The organism is Zongyangia acetica (assembly GCF_038739695.1).
GTDB lineage: Bacteria > Bacillota > Clostridia > Oscillospirales > Ruminococcaceae > Zongyangia > Zongyangia gallinarum.
Map to the genome: position 1 here is coordinate 206,503 of NZ_JBBEWN010000003.1, position 16,918 is coordinate 223,420.

A 16,918-nucleotide genomic window follows, 5' to 3' on the forward strand; every position below is an offset into this window, starting at 1 on the left:
TACATCTTTTGGTGTACAAGGCCATTATAGTCCTTGTGCAGGGTAAAGTAAATCAGTAATTCCCAGGTTTTGATAAAATTGGCGACTCTGTCATTTTTGCATCTTTAAATTTGTCATGTTTTACAGTGGTTACAGCAGTGAAAATAGGTCTTTATTGCGCCCATAAAGCTGTTTATATACCTGGTAACGCTGGCGATAAACCTTGCTGTTTTCAGGGATAGGGTGGGTAACAACCGGACTCATGACAATTAACTGATCGCATGCTGCCGCCAGGCTGTCATAAATTCCTACGCCGACACCTGCACAAATGGCCGCTCCAAAGCTAGCCTGTTCCTTACTCTCGGTGGTATAAATATCCTGCTCAAAAACATCCGCCTGCATCTGCAGCAAAAGCGGACTCTTGGCACCTCCGCCAGACGCGATGATCTTGTCCGTTGTAACGCCCAGGGAATTAAATATTTCCAGGCCGTCTTTCAGAGAGAAGACCATGCCCTCCATTACTGCACGGACCATATGGGCCTGGGTATGTTTGATGGTCAGGCCGAAAAAGATGCCCCGGGATAAAGGATCCAAGCAGGGAGTCCGTTCTCCACACAGATAAGGAAGGAAAATCAAACCTTCACTGCCAGGTTCAATAGTTTCCGCCTCTGCATCAAGCTTCTTATAGCTCTCTTTATAAAAGATATTATCTCTCAGCCATTTTTGCGCGATCCCTCCATTGAGGCTGGCCCCAAGGATGGTCCAGATATTCTTATCCGCATGGCAGAATGTATTGGTACGCAGCTGAGGATCATAGACCGGACGGTCTACACAGCAGGCAATCTGGCTGGCTGTGCCGATATTCGAGGCCACATAGCCCGGACGCACCAAGCCATTGCCTACCGATTGCATTGGCTGATCTCCGCCGCCGTAGACCACAGGAGTCCCTACTGTAAGGCCTGTCTCCTCCGCCGCTTCCGAGATAATTTCTCCCGCAATATCGCAAGCTTCCTTGCACTCAGGAAATAAGTCTCTTTCCAATCCCAGTTCATCGATCAATTCCCAGGCCCAATGGCGGCCGGCAGTATCAAAAGCCACCGAGCTGGAAGCATCTACTGATTCGGTGCCGATCTTTCCCGTCAACTTCATTCTAATGAAGTCCTTGGGCATCATAACCTTATCAATTTTCCTATAGTTTTCCGGCTCGTTGTCCTTCACCCACAAAAGAGAAAGGAGCATAAACCCTGTAGCTGGCGCGTTGAGGGTTACCTTAGAAAATTTTTCTAATCCGATCTTTTCCTTGACAAAGTTAATTTGCTCAGAACTGCGCTGATCCGCCCAGATAATTCCCTTGCGCACCACTTGGCCGTTCTTATCTACAGCAACCAGGCCATGCATTTGACCGGAAAAGCCAATGCCTTTGATTTCGCTCGGTATGATTTTACCTTTGGCAAGCGCTGTACGGATGGTATTCTTGGTGGCATTCCACCACACCATAGGATCATTTTCTGCGTAACCAATTTGCGGAATATCAAAATCATAGTCTTCCTGACCTACGCTAATAATATGACCCTCTGTATCGATAATCAACGATTTTACACTGGATGTGCCCAAATCAATGCCCAATAAATATGACATTTCACTTCTCTTTTTTTGTGGCATATAAATTGTAAATGTATTATACCACTCTCAAGGATACTTTCCAACTTATCGGATCATAAAAATTTTAGTTCATGATCCAAAACAAAAAAGCAGCTGGATGTCCAGCTGCTTTTTTTCTAGATATTTACTGGTACCTTTCTCCAATAACAAGACTGAGTATTGCGCCCGAACCAGCCAAACCAGCCATGGTCCAGAGAATCGCCGGTTCAACCCGCAGCGCCGGACCACCTGTGTTGGGGTTCTCTTTCTCTGGATCTATTACTGTTGCAGAATCATCGGTGAAATCTATGTTCGCATTACTGTTGTTACCGCCTGGAATGGAGGGATTTTCATCTGCCGGCTGCTGAGGCTCTGCATAGCCCTCCGTCAGAGAATAGACGGCAACCGTGCCGGAGACTTCATGGGCCGCCAGCACCAAGGGATATCCGGTGGGGCTTAATGACGCCGGGATGGTGCAAAGCCCTTCCACTGACACATCGCCTTTGATATCCTCGCTGTAATCCCTGGTAGAAATGTAGTCTACATAAGTGGCGTTGGCCGGGTCGGAAATGTCATACATCATGACGCCGCTGATCCGCTCCAGCCCGATGAAGGCGTAGGTCTTCTCCCCTACCTGGAGGGTCTTCACGTCTTCCGGCTCTGGCCCCTTCTTAGAGCTGCGTTTATCCATCCCAACCTCATCGTTAGAAGTATTGAAGAAGGCCTTGTTCCAGCTCTGTGCTGTTACATTTTCGAAATCACTGCCGCTTTCATAAACAGTCGTCAGGTCGGATGCCCGCAGGATGGAGAAGGAACGTCCTCCCAGCATAAAATTGGCAGTTCCACCCTGATCGTCCAAGCCGTCAATTTTACCGGCGTCTAAAACTTCTGTATCTTTAGCATCAGGATCCAAGGATACCTCTTTAATATTTGCATACTCTTCCCATTCTGAAGCGTCGCCCTCATTGGCCGTCAAAATGTAATCCACACCACCGATGTTGACACAGGCAATACCATCGGGCATATAGACGCCATAGAGGTTTTCCATGGTTTTCAGTTCCACCTGATCATTTCTCAGCGCATCGATTTCATTACCCGCTTGGCTGTGATCCTTAAGGCCCAAGCTTTTGACAGAGATAAACTCCTGCTCCGTCAGGTCGAACACCGCAATAGAGTTTGCCTCCTGCAGCGAGACGTAGGCGGTCTTGCTGTCTGCGCTGACCGCAATATATTCTGGTTCAAAGTCCTGAGAAGGCATCAGGCCAGTTTTCAGCAGTACACCTTCATTGACCAAATTGTCTCTCTGGGCATCAAATTTCTCAAAGCCTACAGTCTGTGCCGTTGCATTGTCAATTCCTTGGCTCAGATCAACCATGGTAATAGAGCCGGCAGGATCCTCTCCAGCTTCGTATCCATTCCTCGGCTCGCCTTCATCCGCGGTCAGCACAGCGTTTCCGTCAGGTGTGAAGCAGACCATATCCGGCTGTACGCCGGTGGAAAAATGTGTCTGGTAGTTGCCGTCATAATCTAACAAAACAACTGCTCCAGCTTGATTGTATGCCGCGGCCTGGACCGCTACGGCAATCAGATCCCGTTGGGTGTTAACGTCTACACTGGTAATATCGCCGCAGTCAAATCCGTGCTCCGCTGCCATAGCATCCAGTTTTAAAGAAACCGCATTGGAAAAACTGTTATCCCCATCTTTGAGCCCAGAGAGATCGACAATATCGATCTGCTGCTCCTGTCCACTGACAATGTACATCTTTTGATTGTCAGAATTATATTTGACAATCTCTGCGACACCACCGTCGGGATTGCTAGCTCCTACAGAATAACTGCCAAGATATTGAATCTTTCCGTTCTCACTGTTGTAATTGACTGTCACGATTGGATCAGTCTCGCCGGGATCCTCCTGCTCCAGCGGACCGTCCGCCAGAGAACGGGGCATTGCGGGCGAGGGATCGCTATAATCGACAACCTCAAAATCTGCTCCATTGTCATCGGTATCTACATTCCGGTCGGTGCGGATAAAACCTTTTTTCTTAGATTGTCCCGCTGCCGGATTTGTCTCGCAGCCGTCAATTGCGTCAGTCTCCCCTTGGTCGTTGCCTGCGGTACCGATCATATCCACATAACCATCCACTTTTGTACCTTCACCATCTGTATTAAAGGGGTTGACAACCTCATCCCCCAAAGGCGCTGTCGTGCTCAGAAGCACTGCTTTTCCACCTTTGGTACAAAGGGATACATCCTCCCATTGGGCATCAAACTGGGTCAATTCTACAGAACCATCTGCATCATTTGTGCCACAGCCGACCAAATAGGAGCATTTGGCGGGAATCACAGCGCTGCTGTCAAAGGTAAATACCTCCCATCCGCTGCGCTGCTCAGCAAACTGGGTGGGATAGGGCTGATACTGAATTGAATAACCATTCAGTGAAATTTCCTCATTGGTGGGATTATAGATCTCGATAAAGCTATGGGAAACTGGCACACCGCTTGCCGCATTTCCCTCTTCATCCACAGCGCCTGCATAAAAAGCCGCAATCACCAGATGGTCTGCTGCCTCGCCCTCCGCAAACACAGGGATAATAGCGGCAAGTCCAATGATTACAGCCATGATGGCGCTTAAAATGCGCTTCTTCATAAAATATCCTCCTGTTTATGTGTTTGTTTCATCATAGCATGGGCAGTTATAATCCACCTGATGGACGGGTAAAGGTCGTGTAAAATAATGAAGCAACAAAAAAGCGGCGCTTGAAGCGCCGCTTTGCATTGAACAAAGAAGATTTATTTTTCAATGATCTCTTTATGATACTGCTGAAGGGATTTAACCTTATTGATCTCTGGGTTGGAGGCCGCTTTGATACCAATCACCGCCGCTTTGGCCGCAGCCATGGTGGTGATCTGGATCACCTTGTTTTTGATAGCAGCCTTACGGATATAGCTGTCATCGTTGGAGCCCTGTTTGCCAATGGGAGTATTGATGACCAGATTAATCTCCCCGTTGGTAATGGCGTCGACAATGTTCGGCCTTCCCTCGTGGAGTTTTTTAATAAGAGTAGCATTGACCCCATTTGCTTTAAGTAGATTATAGGTGCCTCGAGTGGCATAGATCTTAAAGCCGACTTCCTCGAAACCGCGGCCCAGCTCTACCACCTCATCCTTGTCAGAATCGTTGACACTGATGAGCACACTGCCGGACGTGGGCAGCGGAGTTTGGGTAGCCTCCTGGGATTTGAAGAAGGCGACACCAAAGGAGTTGGAAAGTCCCAACACCTCACCGGTGGAACGCATCTCGGGTCCCAATACCGGGTCAACCTCCTGGAACATATTGAAGGGGAACACCGCTTCCTTCACACCATGGTGGGGGAAGATATGCTCTTTGAGGTTTACTACTGTGTCCTTTTTACCGGTCAGATCAGAGGTGATAATCTCAGTAGCTGCCCGGACCATATTAATATTGCACACCTTAGAAACCAGCGGCACTGTACGGGACGCCCGGGGATTTGCTTCCAGCACGTAGACTTTATCATCGGCAATGGCGTACTGCATGTTCATAAGTCCTTTGACGCCCAATGCCCTGGCCATCTTCTTGGTATACTCTTTGATGGTGGCTACATGTTTTTCTGGAATGGTCATAGACGGTACAATACATGCCGAGTCACCGGAGTGGATACCTGCAAGCTCAATATGCTCCATAACCGCAGGCACAAAGACATGCTCTCCATCACTGATGGCGTCCGCCTCGCACTCGGTGGCATGCTGTAGGAATCGGTCGATCAAAATAGGCCGCTCTGGTGTGACACCTACCGCCTGGGCCATATACTCCCTGAGCATGCTGTCGTCGTGAACTACTTCCATGCCCCGGCCGCCCAAAACATAGGAGGGACGAACCATCAGCGGATAGCCAATCTTCTTGGCAATCTCCAAAGCCTCATCAATGGTGGAGGCCATACCAGATTCGGGCATGGGAATCTGCAGCTCATCCATAATAGCGCGGAAACGGTCTCTATCTTCTGCCAGATCAATGGCGTCAGGAGAGGTTCCCAGGATCTTGACTCCCGCTTTTTCCAGCTCAAAGGCAAGATTCAACGGTGTCTGTCCGCCAAACTGGGCAATAACTCCCAGCGGTTTCTCTTTATGGTAAATGCTCAAAACGTCCTCTAATGTTAGCGGCTCGAAGTAGAGCTTATCAGAGGTGTCATAGTCTGTGGATACTGTTTCAGGGTTACAGTTGACAATGATGGTCTCAAATCCCAAATCCCGCAGGGCAAACGCCGCATGGACACAGCAGTAGTCAAACTCAATACCCTGGCCGATGCGGTTGGGGCCGGAGCCCAGAATCATAATCTTTCTGCGCTCAGAGGGAGCGGGAGAGGAATCCTTGGCATTATAGGTAGAGAAGTAGTAGGCCGCATTTTCCACACCGCTGACAGGTACAGCCTCCCAGCCTTCTACAACGCCCATAGCTTCTCTCTGCGCCCGAATCTTCTCCTCTGGAATCTCCAGAATCTTGGCCAAATATTTATCTGCAAAACCATCGAGTTTTGCTTCTTTCAGCAGATCATCCGGCAGTTCCTTGCCCCGATAGGCCAGAAGCTTTTCCTCCAGATCCACCAGTTCCTTCATCTGCTCCAAGAAATATTTCTTGATTTTGGTCAGTTCAAAGAGCCGGTTCAGATCCGCGCCTTTGCGAATGGCTTCATAAAGGATAAACTGCCGCTCACTGGTGGCAGTTCCCACCAGCGCATACAGCTCATCCAATGTTTTTTCATGGAAGTCCTTGGCAAATCCCAAACCATAACGTCCGATTTCCAGACTGCGGATTGCTTTTTGTAGTGCTTCCTTGTAGTTTTTGCCAATACTCATGACTTCGCCGACAGCACGCATCTGTGTGCCCAGCTTGTCTACCGAGCCTTTAAACTTTTCAAATGCCCAGCGTGCAAATTTAATAACCACATAGTCGCCGGAGGGCTTATACTTATCCAAAGTTCCCTCTTTCCAATAGGGAATTTCATCCAAGGTGAGTCCGGCGGCCAGCATTGCGGAAATCAGCGCAATGGGGAAACCTGTCGCCTTGGAGGCCAATGCCGAAGAGCGGGAGGTACGGGGATTAATCTCGATAACCACCACACGTCCGGTTTCTGGATCATGGGCAAACTGTACATTGGTTCCGCCGATGACCTGGACTGCTTCGACAATTTTATAAGCCTGCTCCTGCAGTTTTTTCTGGAGATCCTCAGAAATGGTAAGCATAGGCGCGCTGCAGAAAGAGTCTCCGGTATGCACACCCACCGGGTCAATATTTTCAATGAAGCAGACGGTAATCATCTGGTTTTTGCTGTCGCGGACAACTTCCAGTTCCAGCTCTTCCCAACCAAGTACCGATTCCTCGATCAGAACCTGGCCAATCAAGCTGGCGCTGATGCCACGGCTGACCACTGTTTTCAGTTCATCCACATTGTAAACGAGTCCGCCGCCAGCGCCGCCCATGGTATAGGCCGGACGGACTACCACCGGATAACCCAGCTTCTCCGCGATTTTAACGGCCTCCTCTACCGAATAGGCAGGTTCAGAGCGCGCCATATCAATGCCCAGCTTGTCCATGGTGTTCTTAAATTCAATGCGGTCCTCGCCCTTTTCAATTGCCTCGACTTGGACTCCAATGACCTGTACATTATATTTATCTAGGACACCTGCCTTATACAGCTCGGAGCAAAGGTTAAGTCCAGATTGTCCGCCAAGATTGGGCAGCAGTGCGTCCGGACGTTCCTGCTCGATAATCGCAGTCAGTCTTTCTACATTGAGCGGCTCAATAAAGGTAACGTCCGCCATGTCTGGATCTGTCATGATGGTAGCAGGATTGGAGTTGACCAGCACGACTTCGTATCCCAGCTTCCGCAAGGCTTTACATGCTTGCGTTCCAGAATAATCGAACTCACATGCCTGACCGATAATAATCGGCCCTGATCCAATGATCAGTATTTTGTTGATGTCGCTACGTTTTGGCACTTTGCGCACTCCCCTTTTCATCTCAATCTTTCTTTACTGCGCGGGCCTACAAACCGGCATAACTACGCCATTTTATAGTCTCCAATTATTATACACACGCATGAAATGATATGCAAGCGCCAAAATACAAAAAAATAGCCAAAAAAAATCCTAGAGAAAATTTACATTTTTTCTATTTTTCCTTGGTCACTTTCACACTTCCACATTTTGTCCCTTGCTTTTCATATGGTGTTGAATTATAATCTGTTTATATATACCGTGTATTAATTTTATAGTTCAATTCTGTGTAAGAAGGAGTGCAAATCGTGGCCCCCAAAAAGCCAAAGCAATATCTTGGTGTACGTGAAATCGCTAAGCTTGCCCATGTTTCCCCTTCCACTGTTTCTCGGGTGATCAATTATCCGGAACGCACCTCCGACAGTGTGCGGGAACGGGTCAATCGGATTATTCAAGAATATCACTATGTGCCCAACCAGATGGCAAAAAATCTGTTTTCCCAGTCTTCCAATTCTCTGGCTATTTTTATCCATGATTTTACCAATCCTTTTTATGGCCTCCTCATTCAAGAACTGGGACAGATCGCTTTCAAAAATCAATATAACCTATTAATTTGTAGTACCCTTCACAATAAAAATCAGGAAATCGAATATTTAAACTATTGCCAAGCAGTTCGTACTAAAGGAATTATCTCCATTGATAATCATCCCAGCAATATGTACGAGCATCTTCATGATTCAATTAAGCTGGTTTCCTTTGACTGCAAGGTCGATAGCATTCATTATTCTTCTGTCACTTCTAATCACTATCAAGGGATTGAATTGCTTCTTAACCACCTGATTCAGCTGGGTCATCGGAAAATAGCCTTTGCAACGGTTAACTCTCCCACAATGCAGGCGGCCAAATTGCGCCGACAAGCCTATCAGCAGCTGATAGGCTGGCATCATAATCTCCCCTATCGAGAAGATTACTGCCAGAAATTTGAAGGCGGCAACCGTGCTACCCATTCTGGTAAAGCAATCATCGACTACTTTATGAATCTTCCCGATCCGCCCACTGCCATTCTTTGCAATAATGATCCCATGGCCATCGGCACCTTAATGTATGCCCAATCCGTGGGCATCCGTGTTCCTGAAGATTTGTCCATTGCCGGTTTTGACGGGCTGACAGAGAATTTTTCCTATCCCCGGCTGACAACGGTATTGCAAGATTACAAAAAAATCGCCCAAATTCTTTTTGACGATGTTGTGGATCCCAGCCGTTCCTCGGAGGTGCACCATGATATTGTGGATGTGGCCCTTTCCATTGGCGAAACGACTGGGCCAGTCAAAAAATAATTTGCCCCATACTTCGGCTCCTTTTGGAGCCTTTTTTGTTGTTCTATACTTTTTCGCTTTACCACACTATCTACTTGCATTCTTTTAGATGATATTTTATAATAAAGCTGTACGTCTGTCGCCATCAGTTTCGGACAAAAAGGAGTGCCCGTTTTGAATCAGAAAAAGCAAAAGGAGTATCTGGGAATCCGGGAAATTGCCAAGCTTGCCCATGTTTCCCCTTCTACCGTTTCTCGCGTCATCAATTCCCCAGAACGCACCTCTGTGGAAGTACGTGAGCAGGTCAACGCCGTCATACAGAAATATCACTATGTGCCAAATCAGATGGCGAAAAACTTGTTTTCAAAATCGTCCAACTCCATTGCAGTTTTTATTCACGACATGACCAATGCCTACTTCATACTCCTCCTCAAGGAACTAAGTCGGCTTGCCTTTGAGCATAAACTCACTTTACTCACCTGCAATATTGACAACAACCACATCCAAGAACAAGAATATCTGGATTACTGCCAAGCCATTCGGACAAAAGGAATTATTGTGGTCGACGGTCCTCTGACAGAACTATACAAGAGGGTGCCCCCTTCCATGAAACTAGTGTCATTTGACCGAACCATGGATAGCCTCAAGTGTTCTTCGGTCACCGCCAACCATCTGCAGGGCATCGATTTATTGTTGGGATATCTCGTGCGGCTAGGACATCGTAAAATTGCTTTTGCTGCAGGGAACAATAATAGTTTTGCTGCCAAAGCCCGCAGGCAGGCCTATCAGCAGTTAATTGGCTGGAAATATAACCTCCCCTATCGAGAGGAATATGTTCATGGTTTTGAATGCTCTATTCGCTGTGGCCTGGATATTGTCAACTATTATATGTCCCTGCCCGATCCGCCCACTGCTATTGCCTGCGCCAATGATACTATGGCTATCGGTGTGTTGATGGGGGCACAGCATCTGGGGCTTCGGGTGCCAGAGGATCTATCCATCGTCGGTTTTGATGGGCTCAACGAGAATTTTTCTTTTCCTCGACTCACCACTGTCAAACAGGATTATAAACAGATTGCCCGGCTTCTCTTTGATAACATTACCGATCCAAAGCGTACAGAGGAAGTGCATCACGATGTTGTAGATGTCACACTTTGTATCGGACAGACAACCGGCCCTGTAAAAAAATAAAAAAGCCAGACCCCTTTCACAGGGGCCTGGTTTTTTTATTTATCCCCGCTGAGCAAATTGTCTGCATAACGACGCAGAGTCTCAGCATTGTGGATTTTGTCTGCCCTTTCACAGATTGACTCTTGTACATAGACAGGCAGCGAAGAAAAATATTGGTTGATCCTTCCATCTAAACGAATCATCTCGTGCAGGTCCCGATATTGATGGGCCATAATAAATCACCTCTCCTGTTCTTGGGCACGGGTGTCCAGATCCTTCCTCAGCAGTTCTGCACACTCCTGCAGTTCTCCCAGGGTGGTGATTTCCACGCCGGAGGCCGCAAGCTCATTGCGCACATAGCCTGGCAAAGAAAGAAAGTATTCCCGCAAGTCCGGATTGTCACGGTAAAAATTGACGGACATCCAATCACCTCACCTTTAGTTTTCACACAAAAGGCCCATTCAAAAGTGAAAAATTTTACCTTTCCATAAAAAAAGTGCAGCCAAATGATTGGCTGCACTTTTTGGCATGTTGATTTATTTTTTCTTGCGGGAGGCAAAGACAATCAGTGCGGATGTTCCCGCCAGCAGGGCCAGCGCCACAGGCAGATTCGCTGCGTCACCCGAGCTGGGATTCTCCTTATCTTTGTCTGTATCTGTGTCAGAAGTTGTGCCGTCCGGCCATCTCCAGTCACTTCCGCCACCGCTGATACTTCCATCCCCGCCGGGCTGGATCTCCTGGTCAGCGCGTGTCACCACGATGGTATAGGTATTGGTGCCTCCATCGCTGCCGGTCAGAGAAACTGTAATGGTATTTTCGCCCACAGACAAAGGAATGGGATCACAGTAAATACCGCTTTGGACATCTACGCCATTGATCTTCACCGCTATCTCATCGGCAAAGAATGCCTTGACCTGGATATTGTTGACCGCATAGGCCACCGATGCCTTGTATTCTGTCACATTGGAATCAAATTCAGGATCAAGAGTTCCATGAGAGAGCTGTAGATCGTCTAATACCGGTGTTTCCGGCTCAGGAATATCTCCATCCTTCTCCCTTGTCACAACGATAGTATAGCTGTTGGTACCTCCATCGTTACCAGTCAAGGAAACTGTAATGGTGTTTTCGCCAACTGCCAAGGGGATGGCGTCGGAGAATGTACCACTTGCCACCTCAGCATCTATCAAGACGCTATGTTTGATACAAAGAAAAAAGCCTTCTCCGGTGTGTAAATACCGAAAAAGGCTTGATTTTGCTGGATTTTCACGGCATTTGCTGTCTGTGGAAGCCCAGCGATTATTCTATTGTTAGTGATTTTAACCGGCCCAGACGCCGCCAGTAGTCGTTACGGCAGGCCCGGAAAAGGTAAAATTAAAAAGTATGTCAAAATTAAAAGGTTCAATCAACCACTCAAACCGGTCTCTCCATCGATCTTACGAATAATAAATTTTGTCTTATCGACGGGATATGGAGCGGCAATACGCATATACTGTCCGACTGAAACGACCGTTCCGGTTGTCTCCTTATCGCCCACGGGAACAAGAACCAGATCGCCGACTTTAATTGTCGTGTCTTCCGTTCTGTAGCTGTAGGGACGCTGTGCGTGAGGGAACGCTACCCCGCAGAAGGTGTAAATCTTATCATCTACACGAGCCTTTTCAGCTTCAACACGCAGTTCTTCCTCATGGCGCTGTTGGCGTTCTTTCTGGAGTCGCAGACGTTCCTGCTCTCGTTGTTCACGCTCTTTTTGGCGAATCTCTTCACGACGGGTATTATAGACTTTCTGAAATTCCTCTTGTGTCTCAAAGTCATTCACATCAAGACCAAAGGTATCATCGTCCTTATACCATTCACGCCATCCGTATTTTTCTTCGTTTAGAGCCTCTAAGTATTCCTGCTCGGAATCGTAGTATCGAGGGTCCAAACCATATTTTGAACCATCAGGGACGGTCTTTCGCCATGCGTTCTTGCGGGTATAGGTGTACTGCTCACAGTCATCTTCAATCTGCCTTATGTACTCATCAAGTCCTTTTTCCCATTCGTCAATCTCATCCTGTACCATACCGATGTTGATTGTCTCGACAAGCGGGAGCATATTCAACTTGAAATATTCGGCGGATTCAAGTTCGTCATAGTTTTTGCACCAAGAGATTGTACCGTCTGTCAACCCATTTATTTTCTTCCAATCTTCGCCCGCCTGAACCAAACCACGCTTGAACAGAACGAGAGCAGTGTTCAGCAATCCGTCCTGCAATGCAGCAACGATGAGTGCATCAAGGTCGCTTGGCATTTCCGCTTTTTCATCTACAACCTTTTCCATAAAATCGGGGTGCCTATCCATATATCGGGCAAGTTCGATTCTATAGCCTTCAGGGAAACTGTATAGATCATCAATCACGGAACTTGTAAGTTCGGAGAGTGAACCATCAGCATACTGTATGTATGGCAGGAACGTCGTCAGAACCCATTTCCAAACTTCAAACGAAAGCATAATATTTCGTTTCGCAATTTTGCAGAGTGCCTCAGACAATTCGTACTCTCTGTATTCGTCCTCATCCGGGAGGGAGACAGGAAGTTGGAAATTGTCCTTGATTGCCTGTGCATAGAGGAAACCACCTTCGTAGGAGAGGTAATTTGCCGCAGTTATCTTATCAGCATTGTCTATAATAAACTGGCAGCAAGCCTTGTCCCTTCGTTCAACTTCCTTATCGCTGTAACAAAGAAACTCGTTTGCCAAGGTGTAAGCTGCGTTGAACCTACGTTTGTTCGGATAGTTTTCTTCCTTGATTTCTTCTAATTTGTCAAGAGCAGGACACTCAACGGAGAACTGAAGAGAAATTGACGGAGCTGTAACTCTTGCATATTCGTTTTCCTGTGCTTCTTCAAGCGCCTCATTATATTCGTCCTCAGTTTCATAATCTTCGGGGTCTAAATCAAATTCTGAACCATCTTCACAAAAGTCACGCCAAGAGGTGTCAATGGCATCGTCATCATCATCCAAAACGGAATGGTAAATATAGTCCGAGGAATACTCGTGGTGCGGTTTTTCTTCCTTGGTACAGTCCTCAAAGATTTTCTGTGCTATCCATAATTCACCAAAATCCTCTTTGCCGTCACGGTTGAAGTCAAACATGCCACCGAATGGATTATCCCAGAAGCTCTTTTTACCGCCATCGCCGCCCTTTTTAGCCATTTGAGTCCCTCCTTTCGTATCAGTTATTCATAAAAGCATCAAATTCTTCGATACGGTCAATCCATTCCAGCTCCTTTTGCTTCTTGGCTTTGCTGTCAAGAACCGTGGCCTTGGGATTTCTTTTCAGAATTTCTGCCTTCATTTTCTTCTGTTCTGATTTTGTTGTAGGAACCAGCTTTGTGCCTCCCCACCAAGTTTTCGCTATCTTCTGGGTAACATCATAAATAGGCTCCGGTGCCTTCTTTTTTCTACCAAACATAGCACATCTCCTTAGTCCATACTGCCACTGCCTTTATTTCCACCGAACTCGCAGCCATGTACATGGTCATGCCCATAATACCATCTGCCGTATCGGTAACCGTAGTGAGGAGGACAGTTGGCACAGTCGCCGTTGCAAAGGCGTCGCCTATCTCCATGTTGCTGCCCCGGTATCCATTGGTAACCTTCTGCCAGGAGCCGTTTGCCGCCTGCCAGCCAGAGAGGTTGGTCACAAAGTTCAGAGGCTCATCCGCGGTGGTCAGTGTGGCACTGGTGAAGGTCACATCACTTTGGTAGGTGAGCAAACCAAAATAGCCGCCCTGGAATTCAATAGGTTCATTTTCCAAAACAGGGTTGCCATTGAGCCAAGAGCTAAAATTGCCTGCTCCATCATATGTGACCTTAAGCGTGTATTCAGAGGTATCAATTTCTTCGGAGGTCAAATATCTTCCAGCTTCAAAGACCAAATCGCCTTTGACATGGAAGATCCGGGAATCTTTTTTCCCCTCACGATTTCCGCTTTTATCAATGTTGGCGCAGTACCAGTCAGCGCTCGGGTTGCTGGGGTCCGCTACACCAAACACAATGCCTCCGGCATTGCCGGCATTGATGATAAAGTCCACTTCATAGGTAAAAGCCTCATCAGCCTCCACCTTCACACTGGACATGGCAAAACCGTCGCCAATCCCCGTATTATTCCCGCGATATCCATCGGTTTGGGATTCCCAGCTTCCGTTTTTGCCCTCCCAGCCTGTTAGGTTGGTGACAAATCCTGCGCCGCGCGCCTGTCCCGCACTGTCTTGGATCGATGGGTCGATCCCATAGGCAGCCATTCCCGGCAGCACAGAGGACAAACCGACAACGGCTGTTAAGATAAACGCCACCAGCCGCCTACGGAGCCTTTTTGCCGGTTTTAATGGGGCAATTTGCATGTAAATCACTCCTTCTTCTTTTCCTTACGCTTTTTGCGCCACTGTAACATCAAAGCGAATCAAATGGCTTCACATCACAAACTCCTGCTTGTGGTTATGTGGGAAATTCGCCTTGGATGTATGAAAGAATTATAACATTTCCCATATTTTTGTTCAATTATTTTATTGGTTGTTTATTTTTTTTGTTAATTTAGTAAAATCCCCATCTGTTGATTCATTTAAAACAACGACAAATGACCGATATATTCCCATATTTATGGCTACTTATCCGTACAATTTGCGATACATTGCGAATATTTGTGAATTGCACAGTTTTTATTTGCGAAAAAAGGCATCTGGATTTTCTATTTGAAAATCTAGATGCCTACAGATGGGTCCACGATAACATTCGTTTTCGCTTCTTTGGCGAAAACAAGCTTCGGTTGAGGTAATGTGTTGCCCCCACAATGGGCAGCGAAAGCAAAAACCACAATCCCGTATACAAAGGACAAATTTGTCCTAAAAGATTAAACGGAAGCGACGAATAATCCCATACATCCCATCTCAGCTGCAAATTGACGATACACCCTACAATAAATTCCGCCGCTGTAATCACTGCGGAGCCAATGGCGCATTTCCTGAAAAGAGAAAGTCGTTCAAACCTGGTATATACATTATATAAGATGCAAAAACAGGTGCCGCCGGTCAGTCCCATGGTCCAGTGGGTAAATCCTCGCCAGACAAGCTCAATACAGGAATAGGTGCAGGAACCGATTAAAAAGACAGCCGGCATCCTTGCCGCAATTTTCATAAACGAAACTCCTTCCCCGACATTCTTGTAAGGTTAATATTTGCCGCTATGCAAAATTCATACCATACAAATGGTGGAAATCTATGTTTTTCTGGGTGAAAAGCAGTGAAAAAGGAAAAAATGTAATGGAGACTTCTCAGTGCACAGATGCAGGGCAAACCTTTACACCAAAGGCGTTTCGTATTATACTTTGAGTTGCAAAACAAGTGAAACGGAGTAGAAATATGGCTCTTTTGAAGCCAGCTATTATGCTGGATAAAATCACAGAAATTGACGCTGCTTTTTTACATCGTCATCAGATCCGCGCCCTGATGCTGGATGTGGATAACACCTTAAGCCTTCACGGCAATCCAGAGCCCTATGAAGGGATCATCCCTTGGGTGCACCAGATGAGGAAGCTGGGCATTGAAATGATTATTGTCTCCAATAACAGCCGAGAGCGCGTTCAGCCCTTTGCTGATAAGTTGGGGATACCCTGTGTAGGCGGTGGATATAAGCCGCTTTCCAAAGGAATGCGGGAGGCTCAGACGATGCTGAAAACTCCTAAAAGGCATTGTGCCATTGTGGGAGACCAGTTATTCACCGATATCATGGGCGGAAATCTTTATGGCATTACCAGCATCCTGGTCACCCCCTTTGAAATGGAGGACAAAACAGGATTTAAAATTAAACGCAAGCTGGAGCGTGGGTTTCTCCGCCGCTACCGGCGCAGTCATCACAAAAGTAAGGGGGATCTCCTATGAGCGCACGTTTCGGCCCGGCAGGCAATAGTGAAAGCTTTCGCCAGATGGGCTATACATCCTCTCAAAGTGTACCCGAATATATTGAGAAGATGGGCCTAGATGCCTATGAATATCAATGCGGCCACGGCGTGCGCATCTCTGAAAAATCAGCCAACGAACTAGGAGAGCGTGCCAAGGAGAAAAACGTGATTCTCTCCCTTCATGCCCCCTACTATATTTCCCTATCCAGCGTGGAAGAAGAAAAGCGCCAAAACTCCATCCGCTATATCCTCCAAAGCGCAAAGGCCGCCCATGCTATGGGGGCGAATCGGATTGTCGTTCACTCCGGCTCCTGCGGCAAAATCAGCCGGGAGGAAGCGCTTTCCCTTGCTATGGATACCTTGCGGCAGGCGATTGCAGAGCTGGACGCAGCCGGGCTTTCGGAAGTCCATATCTGTCCTGAAACCATGGGAAAGGTAAATCAGCTGGGTACACTGGATGAGGTCCTTTCCCTGTGTTCTATGGATGAACGTCTCATCCCCTGCATCGATTTTGGGCATCTCAATGCCCGCACCTTTGGAGGGCTGCGGGCATTCTCCGATTATGAGGCCATTTTCGACGCCATTGAGAATAGACTGGGCAACGATCGTATGCGCCATTTTCACTCCCATTTTTCAAAAATCCAATACACGGACAAAGGCGGAGAAAAAGCGCATCTCACCTTTGCGGACACCGTCTACGGCCCTGACTTTGAACCAGTGGCAGAACTGCTGGCAAGGAAGGGATGTTCCCCCACCATCATCTGTGAATCTGCCGGTACCCAGGCAGAGGATGCCAAAATTATGAAGGATATCTATCTGGCGGCATTACAGCGCCATGAAAAAGAGTGACAGAAAAGGAGCGAA

13 protein-coding genes are annotated in these 16,918 nt (G+C 47.3%); 4 read left to right on the forward strand and 9 right to left on the reverse strand.

Annotated elements, in window-relative coordinates; translation table 11 throughout:
* Positions 1 to 129: 129 nt before the first annotated feature.
* The 3 genes from xylB to carB form a co-directional block, all read right to left on the reverse strand.
* Entirely contained in the window at positions 130 to 1,617 is a 1,488-nt protein-coding gene (xylB, locus tag WGC32_RS04260) for a xylulokinase (protein WP_342680785.1), read from the reverse strand.
* Between the two features lie 148 nt (positions 1,618 to 1,765).
* Positions 1,766 to 4,267: a choice-of-anchor I family protein gene (locus WGC32_RS04265; protein ID WP_342680786.1), complete on the reverse strand. Its 2,502-nt coding sequence runs from the start codon at positions 4,265 to 4,267 to the stop codon at positions 1,766 to 1,768.
* A gap of 143 nt (positions 4,268 to 4,410) precedes the next feature.
* On the reverse strand, positions 4,411 to 7,635 hold the full coding sequence (gene carB, locus WGC32_RS04270; protein WP_342680787.1) for a carbamoyl-phosphate synthase large subunit: 3,225 nt from the start codon (positions 7,633 to 7,635) through the stop codon (positions 4,411 to 4,413).
* Positions 7,636 to 7,940: 305 nt separating this feature from the next.
* On the opposite strand from carB, the gene WGC32_RS04275 reads away from it, so the two are divergent.
* Complete coding sequence (locus tag WGC32_RS04275; RefSeq protein WP_191482489.1) at positions 7,941 to 8,969, forward strand: substrate-binding domain-containing protein; 1,029 nt, start codon at positions 7,941 to 7,943, stop codon at positions 8,967 to 8,969.
* A 153-nt stretch (positions 8,970 to 9,122) separates the two neighbouring features.
* On the forward strand, positions 9,123 to 10,139 hold the full coding sequence (locus tag WGC32_RS04280; RefSeq protein WP_191510636.1) for a substrate-binding domain-containing protein: 1,017 nt from the start codon (positions 9,123 to 9,125) through the stop codon (positions 10,137 to 10,139).
* A gap of 218 nt (positions 10,140 to 10,357) precedes the next feature.
* Here the strand turns inward: WGC32_RS04280 and WGC32_RS04285 are convergent, their stop codons facing one another.
* From WGC32_RS04285 to WGC32_RS04310, 6 genes are all read right to left on the reverse strand, one after another.
* Positions 10,358 to 10,540: a hypothetical protein gene (locus WGC32_RS04285; RefSeq protein WP_191482487.1), complete on the reverse strand. Its 183-nt coding sequence runs from the start codon at positions 10,538 to 10,540 to the stop codon at positions 10,358 to 10,360.
* Positions 10,541 to 10,654: 114 nt separating this feature from the next.
* Positions 10,655 to 11,290 (reverse strand): cadherin-like beta sandwich domain-containing protein, encoded by a 636-nt coding sequence (locus WGC32_RS04290; RefSeq protein WP_342680788.1) that lies wholly within the window; start codon positions 11,288 to 11,290, stop codon positions 10,655 to 10,657.
* Between the two features lie 230 nt (positions 11,291 to 11,520).
* Positions 11,521 to 13,311 (reverse strand): primosomal protein N' family DNA-binding protein, encoded by a 1,791-nt coding sequence (locus tag WGC32_RS04295; protein ID WP_342680789.1) that lies wholly within the window; start codon positions 13,309 to 13,311, stop codon positions 11,521 to 11,523.
* Between the two features lie 19 nt (positions 13,312 to 13,330).
* The gene (locus WGC32_RS04300; protein WP_342680790.1) at positions 13,331 to 13,570 is read right to left on the reverse strand and encodes a hypothetical protein; all 240 of its coding nucleotides are present in this window, start codon (positions 13,568 to 13,570) and stop codon (positions 13,331 to 13,333) included.
* Positions 13,560 to 14,501, reverse strand: coding sequence for a 3-keto-alpha-glucoside-1,2-lyase-like domain-containing protein (locus WGC32_RS04305; RefSeq protein WP_342680791.1), 942 nt, complete (start codon positions 14,499 to 14,501; stop codon positions 13,560 to 13,562). The genes WGC32_RS04300 and WGC32_RS04305 overlap by 11 nt, the downstream gene beginning before the upstream one ends.
* Before the next feature lie 364 nt (positions 14,502 to 14,865).
* Positions 14,866 to 15,291: a putative ABC transporter permease gene (locus WGC32_RS04310; RefSeq protein WP_191510624.1), complete on the reverse strand. Its 426-nt coding sequence runs from the start codon at positions 15,289 to 15,291 to the stop codon at positions 14,866 to 14,868.
* A gap of 224 nt (positions 15,292 to 15,515) precedes the next feature.
* On the opposite strand from WGC32_RS04310, the gene WGC32_RS04315 reads away from it, so the two are divergent.
* Together WGC32_RS04315 and WGC32_RS04320 are read left to right on the forward strand one after the other, a co-directional pair.
* A complete protein-coding gene (locus tag WGC32_RS04315) occupies positions 15,516 to 16,034 on the forward strand; it encodes a YqeG family HAD IIIA-type phosphatase (RefSeq protein WP_191482484.1) in 519 nt (172 codons plus the stop codon).
* Positions 16,031 to 16,903 (forward strand): TIM barrel protein, encoded by an 873-nt coding sequence (locus WGC32_RS04320; protein WP_191482483.1) that lies wholly within the window; start codon positions 16,031 to 16,033, stop codon positions 16,901 to 16,903. Before WGC32_RS04315 ends, WGC32_RS04320 begins: the two co-directional genes overlap by 4 nt.
* The last annotated feature ends 15 nt before the right edge of the window (positions 16,904 to 16,918 follow it).